Source organism: Paraburkholderia sp. TE9906 (genome assembly GCF_056279605.1).
This window is the reverse complement of record NZ_JBWCCT010000006.1, coordinates 67,170-83,375: the sequence shown is the minus strand read 5'-3', so window position 1 is coordinate 83,375 and position 16,206 is coordinate 67,170. Positions and strand designations below refer to the sequence as shown.

General features: G+C 60.9%; 15 protein-coding genes and 1 pseudogene. 7 read left to right on the top strand and 9 right to left on the bottom strand.

Annotation, left to right across the window (positions count from 1 at the left end):
- Nucleotides 1–185: 185 nt before the first annotated feature.
- Complete coding sequence (locus tag ACZ9H4_RS17310; protein WP_476119930.1) at nt 186–899, top strand: hypothetical protein; 714 nt, start codon at nt 186–188, stop codon at nt 897–899.
- Nucleotides 900–989: 90 nt separating this feature from the next.
- Here ACZ9H4_RS17310 and ACZ9H4_RS17305 read toward each other — a convergent pair.
- Nucleotides 990–1,900, bottom strand: a pseudogene (locus tag ACZ9H4_RS17305) (AraC family transcriptional regulator).
- A gap of 98 nt (nt 1,901–1,998) precedes the next feature.
- Between ACZ9H4_RS17305 and ACZ9H4_RS17300 the strand changes: the two are divergent.
- Together ACZ9H4_RS17300 and ACZ9H4_RS17295 are read left to right on the top strand one after the other, a co-directional pair.
- Nucleotides 1,999–2,748: an SDR family oxidoreductase gene (locus ACZ9H4_RS17300; RefSeq protein WP_408145374.1), complete on the top strand. Its 750-nt coding sequence runs from the start codon at nt 1,999–2,001 to the stop codon at nt 2,746–2,748.
- Between the two features lie 375 nt (nt 2,749–3,123).
- Nucleotides 3,124–4,620, top strand: coding sequence for an MmgE/PrpD family protein (locus tag ACZ9H4_RS17295; RefSeq protein WP_476119928.1), 1,497 nt, complete (start codon nt 3,124–3,126; stop codon nt 4,618–4,620).
- A 193-nt stretch (nt 4,621–4,813) separates the two neighbouring features.
- Here ACZ9H4_RS17295 and ACZ9H4_RS17290 read toward each other — a convergent pair whose 3' ends face one another.
- Together ACZ9H4_RS17290 and ACZ9H4_RS17285 are read right to left on the bottom strand one after the other, a co-directional pair.
- Nucleotides 4,814–5,212, bottom strand: a complete 399-nt coding sequence (locus tag ACZ9H4_RS17290) for an RcnB family protein (RefSeq protein WP_408145370.1) — start codon at nt 5,210–5,212, stop codon at nt 4,814–4,816.
- Between the two features lie 130 nt (nt 5,213–5,342).
- Entirely contained in the window at nt 5,343–5,495 is a 153-nt protein-coding gene (locus ACZ9H4_RS17285) for a hypothetical protein (RefSeq protein WP_408145368.1), read from the bottom strand.
- Between the two features lie 399 nt (nt 5,496–5,894).
- On the opposite strand from ACZ9H4_RS17285, the gene ACZ9H4_RS17280 reads away from it, so the two are divergent.
- Entirely contained in the window at nt 5,895–6,446 is a 552-nt protein-coding gene (locus ACZ9H4_RS17280) for an Ohr family peroxiredoxin (protein ID WP_408155423.1), read from the top strand.
- Between the two features lie 76 nt (nt 6,447–6,522).
- On the opposite strand, the gene treA is transcribed toward ACZ9H4_RS17280, so the two are convergent.
- Entirely contained in the window at nt 6,523–8,250 is a 1,728-nt protein-coding gene (treA, locus tag ACZ9H4_RS17275) for an alpha,alpha-trehalase TreA (RefSeq protein ID WP_476119925.1), read from the bottom strand.
- A 779-nt stretch (nt 8,251–9,029) separates the two neighbouring features.
- Between treA and ACZ9H4_RS17270 the strand changes: the two genes are divergently transcribed.
- Complete coding sequence (locus ACZ9H4_RS17270; RefSeq protein WP_408155425.1) at nt 9,030–9,461, top strand: YybH family protein; 432 nt, start codon at nt 9,030–9,032, stop codon at nt 9,459–9,461.
- A 38-nt stretch (nt 9,462–9,499) separates the two neighbouring features.
- On the opposite strand, the gene benD is transcribed toward ACZ9H4_RS17270, so the two are convergent.
- The 5 genes from benD to catA form a co-directional block, all read right to left on the bottom strand.
- A complete protein-coding gene (gene benD / locus ACZ9H4_RS17265) occupies nt 9,500–10,276 on the bottom strand; it encodes a benzoate diol dehydrogenase BenD (RefSeq protein WP_408145360.1) in 777 nt (258 codons plus the stop codon).
- On the bottom strand, nt 10,273–11,295 hold the full coding sequence (gene benC / locus ACZ9H4_RS17260) for a benzoate 1,2-dioxygenase electron transfer component BenC (RefSeq protein WP_408155429.1): 1,023 nt from the start codon (nt 11,293–11,295) through the stop codon (nt 10,273–10,275). Before benC ends, benD begins: the two co-directional genes overlap by 4 nt.
- A gap of 38 nt (nt 11,296–11,333) precedes the next feature.
- Nucleotides 11,334–11,822 carry a benzoate 1,2-dioxygenase small subunit gene (gene benB / locus ACZ9H4_RS17255; protein ID WP_408155431.1) on the bottom strand — a complete coding sequence of 163 codons (489 nt, stop codon included), beginning with the start codon at nt 11,820–11,822 and terminating at the stop codon, nt 11,334–11,336.
- On the bottom strand, nt 11,819–13,177 hold the full coding sequence (locus tag ACZ9H4_RS17250; RefSeq protein WP_408326745.1) for a Rieske 2Fe-2S domain-containing protein: 1,359 nt from the start codon (nt 13,175–13,177) through the stop codon (nt 11,819–11,821). Before ACZ9H4_RS17250 ends, benB begins: the two co-directional genes overlap by 4 nt.
- A 114-nt stretch (nt 13,178–13,291) precedes the next feature.
- On the bottom strand, nt 13,292–14,227 hold the full coding sequence (catA, locus tag ACZ9H4_RS17245) for a catechol 1,2-dioxygenase (RefSeq protein ID WP_476120371.1): 936 nt from the start codon (nt 14,225–14,227) through the stop codon (nt 13,292–13,294).
- A 177-nt stretch (nt 14,228–14,404) separates the two neighbouring features.
- Between catA and ACZ9H4_RS17240 the strand changes: the two genes are divergently transcribed.
- Nucleotides 14,405–15,328: a LysR family transcriptional regulator gene (locus ACZ9H4_RS17240; protein ID WP_408145356.1), complete on the top strand. Its 924-nt coding sequence runs from the start codon at nt 14,405–14,407 to the stop codon at nt 15,326–15,328.
- 236 nt (nt 15,329–15,564) lie between these two features.
- Entirely contained in the window at nt 15,565–15,966 is a 402-nt protein-coding gene (locus tag ACZ9H4_RS17235) for a hypothetical protein (protein WP_476119921.1), read from the top strand.
- Nucleotides 15,967–16,206: the final 240 nt, after the last annotated feature.

Genomic DNA, 16,206 nt, shown 5'->3' with positions numbered 1-16,206 from the left:
GATTACCCTCGCTTTTTAATCCGTTTATGTCCGGTGAATTTGTCAGAGGTAAGAAGACAGCTGACATGTCGGCGGCGAGGTGACTCAATGCGTTCAAAGGACTTCATCAGATAATCCGCGCCAAAGCGGCTTTCGGCAGTCGTTACAATGCATCGGATGAACCCCATTTCTTCCCCTCACATCGAATGCGCGACACGCTGACGTCCTATTTCTGGAGCGACCACGCCATTCGCAGTCGCAGCGTCAGTAATCTCATGCTGTCCGGCACGGTCGATATTCCTGTTCCCCCTACCCGTCTGCTGGCGGATTGGCAACGGGAGATCGCGTCGCGCCTGGTTCTGGAACCTGGAGACGTCGAGGTCATGCCTTTGGCGCGAGCGCGCATGCGTTGGCCGGAATACGCACGCTGCGTGCAGGCAGCGTCCGACTGGACGCGCGCGCTTGGCCTGCCCGAGATACTCGGCTCGAGTGACGTGGCCCTGATGGCCTGCCGCGGCGCGCGATATCACCATGACGGAGCGCAATATGGCGGGGCGGCCTTCTGCAATCTTTTCCTGAGCGAGGACAAGGGGCTCGACCTGCACTTTTCCTCTCTCGGCCGTCGCATTCCTCTGACCCGCGGAACGATTGTGCTATTCGATACCGCGCAGCCTCATGGGGTCATTCAGCGCGGCAGCAGTGGATTCAATGCAGCCGAATTCCCGCCGGATCAGGATCATGTGCAGATCTTCCTGACCTGGGAGCTTCCCATTGAAGATGCCCGTGTCGCGCAAGCACTGAAGGTCGTCTTCGATGTCGCGCCTTCCACCTCGTCGCAGCCGGATGAAGAACAGGTCTTGCTGAATGGCGAGCAGGTCGTAGTGTGTCCGGAATCCGGTGGTTGGCGTCCGGTCGACTGACGCCACTTTTCGGGCGCCAGGTTCGATTGGCGGCGTGACGGCGACGCGAAACCGCGGGTCACCTTCCAATAGCCATCTTTCCCGTCCGCATCACGAGCCTTGCATTGCCCGCTGTTCCTGCGCATACCGGGTCGGCGGCTGCCCGACATGGCGCGTAAATGCGACGCTGAACGCGCTCGCCGAACTGTAGCCGACGCGTTCCGCAACTTGCGCAACGCCCCCTTCTTTCCGACGCAGCAGTTTCTTGGCCAACGCCATGCGCCACGACAGCAGGTACTCCATCGGAGCGACGCCCACTGCGCTGCTGAAGCGCTCGAAAAATGCCGAGCGGGAAAGGGCTGCAGCCTTCGCCAGTTGCGCAACCGTCCACGCTTTATCAGGACTCCCGTGCATCTGACGCAATGCGAGCGCGAGGCGTGCGTCGGTCAGTCCGCGCACGAGGCCGGGCGACGCTGCCGTTCCGGTTGACCGGAGCGCCTCGATAAACAGAACCTCCAGCAGGTGTGCAAGGACGACGTCCCGCGCGGGCCGCTGCTCGCGCGACTCTTCTCTGACGAGCTTCACGAGGGTGGCCAGTCTGCGTTCGCCGCGAATGTGCACGAGTTCGGGAAGAAGTGATACCAGCATGGCCGCGTCCGGCGAGCCGAAAGCGCAGTGCCCCACCAGCAGTTGCACATCGGCTGGCGCGCCCTGCTCGCCGATACCGAATCCGCCGCCGGGCAACGCGACAGGCAAGGTGTCGAGGTCGTCGGGTCCGGGAGGTTCGAGGCTCGACATCGTGAAGTCGTACACCTCCGGAATCAGAACGAAGTCGTCCGCCTGGAGGATGATCGGCTCGCGCCGTTTGCGACGAGGCGGCACGAACCGTCGAGGATCACGCAGTAGAACGGCTGACCGGCTTCAGAGCGGCGAACCCGCCAGCGCCCCGCCCCGCCGACCACCTTCGAGAAAGTGGCGACCGGTTGCAGCAGCGTGACGACTTCCGCGAGTGGGTCGACCATGGCCGGACTCTCTCTAATGAAAACTGGACGCCTGATTGTAGCAAGTCCGGCAATGGCGACATATCGTGTTGCCATCGCAACCCACCCACGGAGTCCCCATGAAAACCGTTCTGATCACCGGATGCTCATCCGGATTCGGCCTCGAAACCGCCCGCTATTTCCTCGATCGCGACTGGCGCGTCATCGCCACGATGCGCACGCCGCGCGAGGACGTTCTGCCGCGCTCGGAGCGTCTGCATGTGCTCGCGCTCGACGTAACGGATAAGGAAAGCATTCGCGAGGCCGTGGCTGCGGCCGGGCCGATCGACGTCCTCGTCAACAACGCGGGCGTTGGTGTGCTCAACGCGCTCGAAGGCACGTCGATGGACATCGCGCGCGAGGTCTTCGAAACGAACACGCTCGGGACGATAGCGATGACCCAGGCGGTCCTGCCTCAGTTTCGGGAACGAAAGGCCGGCGTCGTCGTGAACGTCACGTCGAGTGTGACGTTGCGGCCGCTCCATCTGCTTTCCGTGTACACCGCCAGCAAGGCGGCGGTCAACGCATTCTCCGAATCGCTTGCGCTCGAACTCGAGCCATTCAATGTCCTCGTGCGTGTGGTCCTGCCGGGCCGCGCGCCGGAGACCCGCTTCGGCGAGAACGCGCAGTCGCGGATGCAGAACGGCTTTCCCGACGCGTATGCGGAGCTGGCGCAGCGAGTCTTCGCCCACTGGCAGCAGGAATCCGCTGTGACGCATTCGCTCGATGTGGCGGAAGCAGTGTGGCGTGCAGCGAACGATCCATCCTGCCCGTCGCGCATCGCCGCTGGCGCCGACGCCATCGCGTGGGCGAATGCTGCGGCGAACTGAGCGCGCAGCCGTTGAGATAGATCGTCGCCGTGACGGCGATTTCACGGCGACGACAGTTAGAACCTCCGCACCATGCCGGTGGCAACGTCGCCGGTTTCAAACTCCCCTCCCGGACAAGCACCGCATCGTGCCCACGTCCGAAGTGTATACATCTGGTAATTCATCTCATACAATTTGGCGCTCTGCGTGAGTGCGGCGCAGAATGTGTCGACACTAAACCGTTCGACACGAAATCGTAAGGACCCGCCCAACGCCATTTCGAACGTCCCGTCAGGCGACGGCACGCGGCCTGCGCCGTCATCCGCGCAGGCAACAGCCGCTCGCCTCGCCGCCGTATCGACCATATCGAACATCAAACCTGAAGGAGACAAAAACATGGCCGCTATCGATCGGCGTCATTTTCTGAAGACCAGTGCCGCGGGTGCTTTGGCATCGGCCACGGCCAGCGCGAGTGTGTTCGCCCAATCGTCCGACGCCGCCGCGGCTTCCGCACCGGCGTCCGCCAGCAGCGCGGGCGGCACCAGCGCACGTCCGCCGAAAGTCACGCGCATCCTCGCGGAGTTCATCACCAGAACGGCTTATCAGGACCTGCCCGCACCGGTGCGCAAGGAAGGCGTGCGGACCTTGATGAACTGGGTCGGCGTCGCTGTCGGCGGCTCGCACGACGAGACGGTGAATCGCGCGGTCGCCGCCCTCACGCCCTTCTCGGGACCGCCGCAAGCGAACCTGCTGGGCCGCACCGAGCGCTTCGACATCATGAACGCGGCATTCATCAACGGTGTGAGCAGTCATATCTTCGATTACGACGATACGCATCTGAAGACGATCATTCACCCGGCGGGCCCCGTCGTGTCCGCCATTCTGGCGTTCTCGCAATACCATCCGGTGTCGGGCAAAGATTTTCTGAACGCGCTCGTGCTGGGTGTGGAAACGGAATTGCGCATCGGCAATGCCGTCTATCCGAATCACTATGATGTCGGCTGGCACATCACCGGCACATGCGGCGTGTTCGGCTCGGCGGCGGCAACCGGCAAACTGATGGGGCTGAGCGTTCAGCAAATGGTGTGGGCATTGGGTCTGGCCGCGTCGCAGCCGGTCGGTCTGCGTGAATCGTTCGGCTCGATGAACAAGAGCTTCAACCCGGGACGCGCGGCTGCGAACGGCATCTTCGCCGCGTTGCTGGCCGCTCAGGACTATACGAGTTCGGACGGCATGATCGAAGCGAAACGCGGTTGGGCCAATACCATCAGCACCAAACAGGACTACCGCGAAATCACCGAAGGCCTGGGCTCTCATTACGAGTCGACGCTCAACACTTATAAACCGTTTGCTTGCGGCATCGTCATTCACCCCGCGATCGACGCGGCGATTCAGTTGCGCAATCAATATCATCTCAAGGCCGATCAGATCCGCTCAATCGAGCTTCGCGTGCATCCTCTCGTCATCGAACTGACCGGTAAGAAGACGCCGCAGATCGGGCTCGAAGGCAAGTTCAGCATCTATCACGCGGTGGCCATCGCGGTGATCGACGGAGCGGCGGGCGAGAAACAGTTTAGCGATGCGAAAGTGCGCGACCCGATGACGGTCGCCCTGCGCGACAAGGTGAATGCCACCATCGATCCGGCGATCAAGCCGGAACAGGTGGACATGACGATCACGCTCGAAGACGGCCGCAAGCTGCATAAATTCATCCAGCATGCGATTGGCAGCACCGAAGTGCCGATGAGCGATCAGCAGCTCGAAAAGAAATTCTCCGATCTCGCCGATGGGATTCTTTCGCCGGAGCAGACTCGTGCGCTGATCGACAAGTGCTGGCATGTCGAACAACTGGGCAGCGCAGCGGAGATCGCGCTGGCGGCGTTGCCGCGTTAGGCTGGTGAGTGGCCGCTATCGGCGTCGAATCCGATCGGCGGCCTTTCGGGCGACAGGAGGTCCGATCACACCGCGTCATTTCTTGCCAGACATAGGCTGAGGCAAGCTCGTAGCATTACGAAGCGCCGTGCCTGCCAAAAATGCCGCCCCTCGATACCGACAACTCGCGAGCTGTCGACACTGATTCAATCGGCTAGTGACTGGAAAGCAGAACGTTTGCAATCACGCCGGTGGCAATCGCGGCGAGCACATAGTCCCCGTTCACCCCGACCCATTGATACCCGCGCGGCGGCGCTTGCAAGCCGTGGCCGTGCCAGTCGTCGACCACGTAGTTGCGGTTACGATATTCCGCCGGAAGCCGTTCACCCTTGTGCCAGTCGGCATGGGGCACCGGCCCGCCCGGACGCCGCGAGTCAGCGTCGTGCGGCGCAGGTCCGTGACCATGTGATTGGGGGTGTCCCCCATGGCCGCCGTGCTTGCCTTGAGAGGATGGACCACCGTGATGGTTGTCATCGTGAGGTTGAGCGAAAACGGCGAATGACGTACCGAGCAGAGAAGCGATCAAAAGCTTCGCGACGGAGGTTGTTTTCATGGCTGCATCTCAAGAAGTGGTTGGAATGACAGTCTGGAATTCGATGATGACCAGGGTTCGAGACACCTGTGGTGGGTCATCATCGGCCGGCTGCGCGAGGTGGCCGGCCTTCGGCGGCTTTCGAAGAAAGTCAGAGGAATGATGGCACGAAACGTTCCCGACGGCCAATCGCGAGCGATTGGCCGTCTATCCAGAAACGATGTGCCGCGGTGATCGAAGCGGCAAAGATCGCTCCAGATGCGCCGATCGGGATGAACGGCGCATCGGATGTTCCTTGTGCCATGTCACACTTCCATTTCATTACGCACTCGCAGTACGGCACCGCCCGTGCGGTCGCGCGGAACGCCTTGCACGTTCGTGGATAGTTCACGCACGCGGCGTGATCTTTGTCGGCATCGTCCTGCTACACAAGCTTGACGACGTGGCCAATACCCTGCCGTGTCATCTTCGTATCAGGGCAAAATCGTTCGCAATCCGGGACGAGCAGGCTCGCGGGGTTGATTGTTTCCTGAAAGGCAACACCATGCGTTCCTACCGGGGCTTCCGCGTCCGACGGGACACGCCTACGATTCGCGTATGCGTCACTGGCGTGTGGCGTGCGCGAGTCGCACGCTGGCGGGCGACAGGCTCACCCCTGCGCTGCCGCGTCTGAACAGATTCAAAGCACCACCGGATCAACACCATGGACAATCTCACGCCTCCGCCTTTGACCGTGCTCGATAAATATCACGGGCCGGACTTCCAGGGGCTCTACACCGGCACCGTACGGGTGACGGGTGGTGAGGCCAAACACGGCAGAGCGTCCGGAATCGTCCGTTCAGACGATGGCAATCTCGATCTCAACCTGCGCTTGCCGGAAGCCCTGGGCGGCCCGGGTGGCGGCACCAATCCCGAGCAACTGATCGCCGCCGGCTATGCAGCCTGTTTCCACGGCGCGTTGACGCTGATTGCCGCCAGAAACGACATTCCGCTCGTCAACGCGGCCGTCGACGCTTCCGTGACGTTCGGACGCGACCCGGTAGACGGGATGTACATGCTGACAGCCGACATCCGGATTCACTTGCCCGGTGTGGACCGGGCTATCGCCGAGCAGCTCGTGCGCAGCACCGAGCGCGTCTGTCCGTACGCCAAGATGGCGAGACAAGGAATGGTCAATGTGGTCGCGCTGTACGTCGATCCACCCGCACCCGCACTGGATGGCGTCGAGGCTGGATCCACGCGCTCCTGCGCATGACAGGATCGAATCCAGCCCATTCACATGGGCTGAATCCGGTTATGAAGCGTCTTTAAAGTGGTAGCGGCTCCATCCATCACTGCCCATTGCCATACATATCGAGCAGCATCAGCGTTACACCGTTGGTCCAGCCAAAGCCGTCCTGCAGCGGATACTCCCCGCCGCCGCCCCCGCCCTCTCCCGCCCCTTCGACGACATACTTCTCGACGAGTTTCTGCTGCGTCTTGTAGACATTTTCGACGTCCGCGAGAAAGCGCGTGCCGATCGGCTTTGCCAGATCGGCGCGTCCATAGCGCTTGAGGCCCTGGATCGCGATCCAATGCAACGGCGCCCAGCCGTTCGGCGCGTCCCATTGCTGCGTCGTGTTATAGGTCGACGTCGTCAGACCGCCCTCTTTGAGCAACACGCTTTGCACTGTCCGCGCGGTTTTCCACGCGCGATCAGGCCACGCGACGGCCGCCATCAACGGATAAAGCATGGCGGGCGTCTGATTGTCGCGAATCTTGCCGAGTTGCCAGTCGTAGTCGCCGTAGTAGCCTTTGTCGTTCCACAGATAACGGTTGATGCCCTCCGCACGCCGCGCCGCGTAGCCGGCGAACTGCGCGACGCAGGCGAAATCTCGGTTGAGGGTGCAGCCGCGCACGATCGTCGTCTCAAGATGGAACAGCAGGCTGTTCAGATCGACCGGAATGATCGACGTGGTGCGCACGGTCGACAGGTTCTGGTTGTCGCCGAACCAGCGCGAGCTGAAATCCCAGCCGCTTTCGGCAGTGGCGCGCAGATCGCGGTAGACCTCGTTTGCCGGGCGTCCACTGGCCTGCTGCGCGGTCTGCACGTCTTCGATATAGGACTCGTTGCGCGGCGTGTCGAGTTCGTCCCAGTAGCGATTCAGCACCGTGCCGTCGCGCAACACGACGACGTTACGCGTCGCACTGCCGCGCGCGGTGCTGGATGCCCCCTGCATCCAGTACGCGTACTCCTTGCGCAGCGCAGGAAGATACTTCTGATAGACCTTGTTGCCTTCCTTCTGCGCGGCAAGTTCCACCATGTACGAATAGAACGGCGGTTGCGAGCGGCTCAGGTAGTACGTGCGATTGCCGTTCGGAATATGGCCGAACGTGTCGATCATGTACGCGAAGTTATCGAGCATGTTGTCGACCAGATCTTCGTGTCCCGATTCCTGCAGGCCGAGCATCGTGAAATAGGTGTCCCAGTAATAGCCCTCGCGAAAGCGGCCGCCCGGCACGACGTAGGGCTTGGGCAGCGGGATCAGCGAACTGTAGTCGGGCGCGGTCGTTGTCGTGCGCGTGAGACCGGACCATAGCCAGTCGATGTGCTCGCGCAGACTCTGGTTGGGCGGCGGCGTGATGCTCTGATCAGGTGGCGGCGTGAAATACTGGTTCACGAAGGCGAGCAGCGAAAAACCAGGCTGGCCCTTCTGTGCTTCGTATAGCTGCACGATCGTCGCGGGATTCTCTTTCGGCGTCGAATCCACGAAGGTCTTCTGGTCGCTGAAGATCTGCGCGGTCTGCACGGCGACGAACAGATCGCCGTACAGGATGTCCGGTGCGGGTGGCAACGCTGCGCCAACCTGGGTATCGGCAAGGCAACTCGCCGACGCGAACGCGAGACTTGCGATGCATGCCACGCTGAGTGCGGTCAGCGAGCGCTGCTGCGTGATGCGGTGTCGACCGCGCGAAACGTGCGCAGCAAGCCGCCATGCGGTGGTTTGCAACGATGGGTCGAGGAATCGCGCGTCATTCGCTGACGCCGCAACGGTACGAGACTGTGACTGGATGCTCATGTCGCCTCCTGGGTAGATGGGCATTGCACTGGTCTCGTCGCGCGATGCCGTCTGTATGCGGCATGCATCGCCGGCACGCTACTGCCGGATCAAGAGCATCGGAAGCATCGCATGCGCGGGGAGATCGGATCAACTGCGGTGCAGCAATTCCAACACGCGGAGGCTGGCCGCCGTGGACGGCGGTGAATTAAGGTAACGTGTAGGCTCGGATGCGCAAGCCGGTTGCCTGTCGCCCGTGGTTTATTGGGCGAACCGGTATCGGTTTGAAGAGCGACGCCGCGTCTGGGTAGTCGGCCATATTTTCAAAGTAAAACGTTGCGGGAGTTCCAACCAGCATGAAACCCCTTTGCTTCGCCACGGTCCTCGTCTTTCTCGCTGCTGGCTGCACGTCGACATCGTCGACATCGTCGCCCACGAATGATCAGAGCGCTCGCACAAATCCGGCTGACACGGATAGCTACATCCTGCACGGACCCAACGGAGCAGTGCCTTACGACTCCACATCAAGGCCACCGAGGCTCAGCGTCGGCACCAGCTATTCCGATACGCAATTGATCCTGCCGTGGTTTCTCAATGACATCATCAACTTCGTGAACTATCGGTAGCCGGATAGCGGGATGCCGGCAAGGCAGCGCCAGGCGCGCAGATTTTTTTGGTCCGGTGTCGATTCCAGGGCTTCTCAAACGTCGTTGTTTGGCAAAACAACTCGTCAGGAGCCTGGCGTTGCCGTTTTCCCTGAGCTCCGGCCGCCATCGCAATCCCATTCCGGAGGCAACACCGTGGACAAACTCGCCGATCCGATTCTGCAGGTCCTGTCCGACTACCAGGCCGCGGTCTTCGCAAAAGATGTCGACCGGTTCGAAGCGCTGTACGACCGGGATGTGGTGCTGTTCGATATGTGGGCTGCGTGGTCATGCAAGGGCATCACGTCCTTACGGGAAATGACGACGGGCTGGTTCGGCTCGCTGGGTACAGAACGCGTTATCGTCGATTTCAGCGACGTGCAAGCGACGGTGGGCCAGGACCTCGCCTTTGTTCACGCCTTCGTGAAATTCAAAGCCGTGACGGCCGAAGGCGTGGAACTGCGCTCGATGGACAATCGGTTGACCATGACGCTCAGGCAGACCGGCGATGGGTGGAAGATTGTCCACCAGCACACTTCGTCGCCGATCGAGCCCGGTACGACGAGCGTTATTTTCAAGCGTGGGTAAAGCGTGCCCCCCTCGCCTCGCCAGGCTTTGCGTCGAATTCAGCCGGTATCCCCGCCTGCCACCGGCAACACCGAGCCCGTGATATAGCTGGCCTCGTCCGACGCAAGGAACAGAATCGGCGCGACCTGTTCTTCAATGCTGCCGTAGCGCTTGAGAAACGTCGAGTCGGTGACCTGCTTCACCGCGTCGCCCATCCACGCTTTTTCCTGCTCGCTGTCGCCGGCGATATTGCGTGGGACGCGTCGCGGCGGCGCATCGGTGCCGCCTGGTGCTGTGGCGACCACGCGGATGTTGTGCCCGGCGTACTCCATTGCCAGCGACTGCGTCATCGCATTGACACCGCCCTTGGCCGCCGAATACGGTACGCGGCGGATGCCTCGCGTGGCATTCGAGGAAACGTTGACGATGGTGCCCCCACCACGCTCGAGCAAGTGCGGCAGCACGGCATGGCACGCGTACAGCGTAGGCATCAGAGAGCGCCGGATTTCCGCGTCGATCTGCGCCGGCTCGAACTCGGCGAACGGACGCATGCGAATGGCGCCACCCACGCCGTTGACCAGGATGTCGATGCCGCCAAACCGGCTCGCCGCAAAGGCCATCGCCGCTGCCGCGCCTTCGTAGGTCTCGAGGTCGGCGACGAAGCCTGCCGTGTCCGCACCGCCTGCTTCGGCCGCAACCTCGGCGACGAACTCGGCGCGGTCGACGAACAGCACCCTGGCGCCCTCGGCGGCTGCACGCAGCGCCACTGCGCGGCCGATGCCCTGCGCCGCGCCGGTGACGACCATGACCTTGCCGGCGAATCGTTGCGTGTTCATGCGATCCTCGGTGCGGCGTTGGGAGTGAACTTCTCGTAGTGGAAGCTGTTGGGTTTCACGCCGTTATCGTCGAAGTGCTTGCGCACGGCATCGACCATGGGTGGCGGCCCGCACAGGTACACGTCGACATCACCGTCATTCAAGGCTCCAGGCGGCATGTGCTGCGTGACCCAACCCTTGCGGGGGTGGTTCGAATCCGCTTCGGCCACGACGGTGGCATAGGTGAAGTTCGGCAACTTCGTCATGTACGCTTCGATTGCATCGACCTGCACCAGATCAAGCTCTCGTGTCACGCCGTAAATCAGGTGGACCGTCTGCTGCGAATGGGTGCGCGCCAGCATTTCCAGCATCGACAGGAATGGTGCCAGGCCCGTGCCGCCCGCAAGAAACAGCAAGGGCCGCGCCACCGCACGCAAATAGAAGCTGCCGAGGGGGCCGGTCAGCTCCAGCTTGTGGCCTGGCTGTGCGGAATCGAGCCAGGTGCTCATCACTCCACCGGTGATTCTCTTGATCAGAAAACTGACTTTCGATTCGCCCGGCGCCGATGAAAACGAATACGAGCGATGCTGCCCGCTGCCTGGCACATCGATGTTCACGTACTGACCCGGCAAAAATACCGGTGCCGCCGCGTCCACGTCCAGTTCGAGCACGACGGCCGCGTCGTTGTGCGGTTCGATCTTCGATACGGTCGCGGCGAACTTGCTCTGCCCGGTCTTGCACGTTGTGGAAGAGGCCGGCACCGCAATCACACAATCGCTTTGCGGCACCATCTGGCAGGTCAATACGAGGCCGCTCTCCTTCTCATCCTCGCTCAGCGCGTCGTCGATGTAGTCGTCGCCCAGGTCGTAGCTTCCGCTTTCGGCGCGGCACTTGCAGGTGCCGCACACGCCGTCGGAGCAATCCATCGGCAGATTGATCTTCGCGCGAAAGGCAGCATCGAGTACCTTCTCGCCCGCCTTGCAGGTCACGAAACGGGTCACGCCGTCTTCGAAATTCAGTGCAATGTTGTAGCTGGACATCTTGCCTCCTCCACTTCAGTTTCCGCCTGTGCCGGGTCTCAAACGTGATAAACGTCGAGCACCTGGCGGATGTAGTCGTCCTTAAGCACGATTCGCTTATAGGAAATCAGCAGTTCATCGTCGGCCTTTCTCAGCGTCACGAACATGGTGCCGAAGAACTGGTCAGTGGTTTTGTAGCGATGACTGAGCGTGTTGAAGTTGTAGCGCACGTCCACTTCGTTCTCGCGCTCGGCCAGCACTTCCACATTGGTCACGTTGTGACTGGTCCGGGGTTCAGGCATCGAAGCGCCGCTGCGTTCGGTCTTGATGCGGAACACACGGTCTTCCAGGCCGCCACGGTCCGCGTAATACATCAGCGAAATCTGACTCTCGTGGTCGTCGGTGAGCTGGTCGTCGTCATCCCACGCGGGCATCCAGTAGGTGACGTCTTCGGCATAGCAGGCAAGCCATGCGTCCCACTGACGGTCATCGAGCAGGCGGGCTTCGCGGAACAGCACCGCGCAGATTTTCTGGTAATCGAAGCTCATGCCAGTGCCTCCCCTTGTTCCTTTTTCAGCGCGTCGCGCATCACGTGCACCCAGTATTCGTGCTGACACACAAACAGGCCTTCGTCTTCGCTGCGCTCACCCGAGATACGCGGCTTGAGCCCCATACTTTTCGCATTCGCGTCGGGGCCTTCGACCCACAACGGCGCCCCGCGCGACAGGTCGTTCCATAGCGCAGTGGTGCCGGCATAACCCGCCTGGCAAGCGCGGAACTCTTCGAGATCGTCGGCAGTGCCCATTCCCGAGACGTTGAAGAAATCTTCGTATTGACGGATGCGGGTCGCGCGGTCGGCTGCGCTCTCACCTTTCGGGGCAAAGCAGAAAATGCTGACTTCGGTCTTGTCCACGCTGATCGGGCGCACGACGCGAATCTGGGTACTGAACTGATCCATCAGAAACACGTTGGGATAAAGGCACAGGTTTCGAGTCTGATTGACGATAAAGTCCGCCTTCACTTCGCCGACGCGCGCCTTGATTTCGTCGCGGTATTGATAGACCGGCCGCACTTCCGGGTTCATCGTGTTGGTCCACAGCAGAATGTGGCCGTGGTCGAACCCGTATACGCCGGCTACCGACTTGCTCCAGCCATTCGCATCCACCGCCTTGGTGCCGTCGACCTTGCGACGGTCCATCGTGGCGGCATAGTTCCAGTGAACGGTGCTGACGTGGTAGCCGTCGCAACCGTTCTCCATCTGCATCTTCCAGTTGCCGTCGTAGATATACGAAGAGTTGCCGCGCAATACTTCCAGCCCGTCCGGGGCCTGGTCGGCGATCTGGTCGATGATGATTCTGGTCTCGCCAAGATAGTCCTCCAGCGGCATCACATCCGCGTTGAGACTGCCGAACAGGAAGCCTCGATAGCTCTGGAAACGAGCGACTTTCTTCAGGTCGTGCGAACCGTTGGTATTGAATTGCACCGGGTATTCGGTGGTCTTCACGTCCTTCACTTTCAACAGCTTGCCGGTGTTGGCGAAGCTCCAGCCGTGGAACGGGCACGTGAAAGTGCCTTTGTTGCCGTGCTTTTTCCGGCACAGCATCGCACCCTTATGCGCACAGGCGTTGATGACCGCGTGAAGTTCGCCGGTTTTGTCGCGGGTTATCACGATGGGCTGGCGGCCGATCCACGTCGTGTAGTAATCGTTGTTATTGGGAATCTGGCTTTCATGCGCGAGATAGACCCAATTGCTCTCGAAGATGTGCTTCATCTCGAGATCGAACAGATCGGCGTTCGTGAAGATATCGCGGCGGCAACGGAATACACCGTTCTGCCTGTCGTCCTGGACGGCGGTATGAAGCAGTTCATCCAGCTGCGTGGCTTTGTCGATAATGACGGACATGTGAGCTCTCCCTACACGTGCTCCAGGCAATGGAGCACGCGCTTCGGTGTCGAAAGGATTCTTGCGAAGGATTGAGCGGCAGCAGTGGTGCGACTCAGCCGCCGCGTCGAGCGGTTACGCCGTAACCGATGCGCGCAGGCGATGGACGACCTGGTTGTCCTTGCCCTGAACCAGCGGCGTCAACTGGATGTTGAACTCGATTTCCTTGTACGCGTCGGCCTTCATGCCCAACGCCGCGCCGCCGGTCTTGTCGACAACGTGCGGAATCAGATCCTCGCGAGTGGCGTAGGCGAAGTCGTCCCAAATCAGGGGGTCGCCCTCGATATTGATTTGCGTCGTCAGCTTGCGGTGCTTGCCGGAGGTCACGAAGAAGTGCACATGCGCCGGACGGTTGCCATGCCGGGCGAGCACGTCCAGCAGCTGTTGAGTCGCGCCCTGCGGAGGACAGCCGTAGCCCACCGGCATGAGCGTGCGGAATTCGTACTTGCCGTCGGCACCCGTGCTGACCGCGCCACGCAGGTTGAATGCGGACTGCGCACCAGTCGGGTCGAAGTGCGAATAGAAGCCTTTCGAGTTGGCGTGCCAGCACTCGACCATCGCACCGGCAACGGCCTCGCCGTCTGAACCGGTGACCGTGCCGCGGATAACCAGCGGGCCTGCATCGCCGTCGGGATTGATGTCGATCTTCGATACGCCATCGCGCACCGGCGCACCGGCGACATACAGAGGGCCTTCGATGGTGCGCGGCGTGCCGCCCGTGATTTCGGCCGCCTTGTCCGCTGCATCCATGCGAATGTCGAGATATTTCTCCAGACCGAGACCGGCGGCAAGCAGCGCTGCTTCGCCATCCTGACCAAGCTTGTTGAAGTAGTGGACGCCGGCCCAGATTTCATCAGGGGTCGTATCGAGGTCGTCGATGGCCTTGAAGAGGTCGCCTAGCAAGCGCTGGACGATCTGTTTGGCGCGTGCGTCACCGTCCTGGCTTCCGAGGTTGGCAGCGGCCCTCAGCAGGTCCTGCACCTCCTTCGTATCGAACACTTTAACGCTCATGTCTGCTCCTGAATCTCTGTATTTTTGGCTGGGGTTAACCCTCGATTCGGCACCGACTGGTTTATGTTTGAAAGGTATAATCGATTGCTGAAACAGAGTGTGAATGCAGGATAATGGACGCCGGAAAGCCTCGTCCAACACTGATTTGGTATCGGTCTATATCCAGGAGGTATCGAAATGGAACTGCGGCATCTTCGTTACTTCGTCGCGGTGGCCGAAGAACGCAACTTCACACGCGCGGCGCAACGGTTGAACATCGCCCAGCCGCCTCTGAGCCGTCAGATACAGCAACTCGAAGAATCGCTGGGCGTGCAGCTCCTGGAGCGCAACTCGCGCCCGCTGAAACTGACGGAAACGGGTAAGTTCTTTTATTCTCATGCCGCGCAACTGCTGTCTCAGACCGCGGAGCTCGAATCGATGACGAGGCGGGTCGGCAACATTGAACGAAGTCTTTCGATTGGATTCGTGGGTTCAACGTTGTACGGGATGCTGCCGAAAATTATCCGGCGCTTTCGCGACGAGAACACGACCGTCGAACTCAGCCTGCACGAGATGTCGACGATGGATCAGATCAGAGCGCTGAAGGACGGCCGGATCGATGTCGGCTTTGGCCGCATTCGACTCGAGGACACCAACATCCGCCGGGTGATTCTTCGCGAAGAGAAGATGATTGTCGCCTTCCCGGACGGCCATCCACTTTCGATTGCCAAACCGGTCGTCGCGCTTCGTGACCTGGTCAACGAGACTCTGATTATTTTTCCGAAGTCGCCGCGCCCGAGCTATGCCGACCAGGTACTGGCGGCATTTCAGGACCGGGCACTCAAACCTCGCCGGATCTATGAAGTCCGGGAGCTGCAGATTGCGCTCGGCCTCGTCGCGGCGGGGGAAGGTATTTCCATCGTTCCGAGTAGCGTCTACGGCCTGAAGCGGGACGATGTGAGCTACAAGGAACTGGATGACCCGACTCTGGTCTCTCCGATCATCATGAGTATGCGTGCGCTCGACGAGTCGCGAGACATTCGGGAAATGCTCGAACTCATATACCGTCTGTATGAAGAGCAGAAGATATCCTTTGCGCCCCGTACGGATCGGGGCCGATAGTGCGTACGGCTTCGTATAGCTTCACCATAGCGAGTGCCGGCACAGAATCGCTCCAATTGCCCGTGGAAGGCGCGGATACGGCGGGTTATTTCACCCAGGCCTGCGGCCTCCGGTTTGGCGCAGCCAATCAGCACCTGCATGCAGGGGAATTGCTGGCGATCTGAGCGCGAGGCGCACCGATCGCAGTGGATGCCATTACAATCCAGCACTTCGATCCGACAAATGTGATTCGCGCCATGAAATACCTGCTTGCATCGACACTCGCGGTGGTCATCGCAGCCACAAGCGCGACCGCGAACGCCGACACGTCCGGGGACACCGATACGCCCAAACAGCAGTGCGCCATTGGGTATGTCACGGGTATCGGTGGAACCGCACAGAGCTTTCGCGAATACCTCGCGACGCCCGACAGAGACAGATATCGCTACCTGGCAGACCATCCGATTCAATGCCAGATATCCGACGAGGGGCGCGCGTCTGGCTGTGTCGGCATGACGAGCCTGCGGCGTGAACGAGTTAGCGTGTACGACGATATCGACAGCACGACGATGGCCGTGGTCGCGCGCGTGGAACTCGACCAGGGGACATACCCGGCGATTATCGTTGTGTCGAAGAAGGACGTGAAATGCGAGGAGTGAGTGCCCTCACGGCACCCACCATAGAGCTGACGGCAACCACGAAGCGGTATGGTGCGCGCTCAGGCTCTCCTCAGTTTCCACTCGATTGCCGACGAGTCAGCGCCCGTATTTCATCCAGCAATTTGCCGGTCTCCGACTCGCTGGTCAGATAGCAGCCGCGAACATCCGTTTCGACCGGAGCCGCCGTTCGAGCTGCAACGGTGCGACTCCCAGCGCATCATGTGCGCTCCTCGCTCGCAC

Coding starts and splice junctions, on each gene's coding strand:
- benC (WP_408155429.1), bottom strand. CDS start 11,295: ATGTCCAGCTACAACATTGCACTGAATTTCGAAGACGGCGTGACCCGT.
- ACZ9H4_RS17285 (WP_408145368.1), bottom strand. CDS start 5,495: ATGGCACAAGGAACATCCGATGCGCCGTTCATCCCGATCGGCGCATCT.
- benD (WP_408145360.1), bottom strand. CDS start 10,276: ATGAACACGCAACGATTCGCCGGCAAGGTCATGGTCGTCACCGGCGCG.
- ACZ9H4_RS17280 (WP_408155423.1), top strand. CDS start 5,895: ATGGACAATCTCACGCCTCCGCCTTTGACCGTGCTCGATAAATATCAC.
- ACZ9H4_RS17300 (WP_408145374.1), top strand. CDS start 1,999: ATGAAAACCGTTCTGATCACCGGATGCTCATCCGGATTCGGCCTCGAA.
- benB (WP_408155431.1), bottom strand. CDS start 11,822: ATGAGCTTCGATTACCAGAAAATCTGCGCGGTGCTGTTCCGCGAAGCC.
- ACZ9H4_RS17295 (WP_476119928.1), top strand. CDS start 3,124: ATGGCCGCTATCGATCGGCGTCATTTTCTGAAGACCAGTGCCGCGGGT.
- ACZ9H4_RS17250 (WP_408326745.1), bottom strand. CDS start 13,177: ATGTCCGTCATTATCGACAAAGCCACGCAGCTGGATGAACTGCTTCAT.
- ACZ9H4_RS17235 (WP_476119921.1), top strand. CDS start 15,565: ATGAAATACCTGCTTGCATCGACACTCGCGGTGGTCATCGCAGCCACA.
- treA (WP_476119925.1), bottom strand. CDS start 8,250: ATGAGCATCCAGTCACAGTCTCGTACCGTTGCGGCGTCAGCGAATGAC.
- ACZ9H4_RS17290 (WP_408145370.1), bottom strand. CDS start 5,212: ATGAAAACAACCTCCGTCGCGAAGCTTTTGATCGCTTCTCTGCTCGGT.
- ACZ9H4_RS17240 (WP_408145356.1), top strand. CDS start 14,405: ATGGAACTGCGGCATCTTCGTTACTTCGTCGCGGTGGCCGAAGAACGC.
- ACZ9H4_RS17310 (WP_476119930.1), top strand. CDS start 186: ATGCGCGACACGCTGACGTCCTATTTCTGGAGCGACCACGCCATTCGC.
- catA (WP_476120371.1), bottom strand. CDS start 14,227: ATGAGCGTTAAAGTGTTCGATACGAAGGAGGTGCAGGACCTGCTGAGG.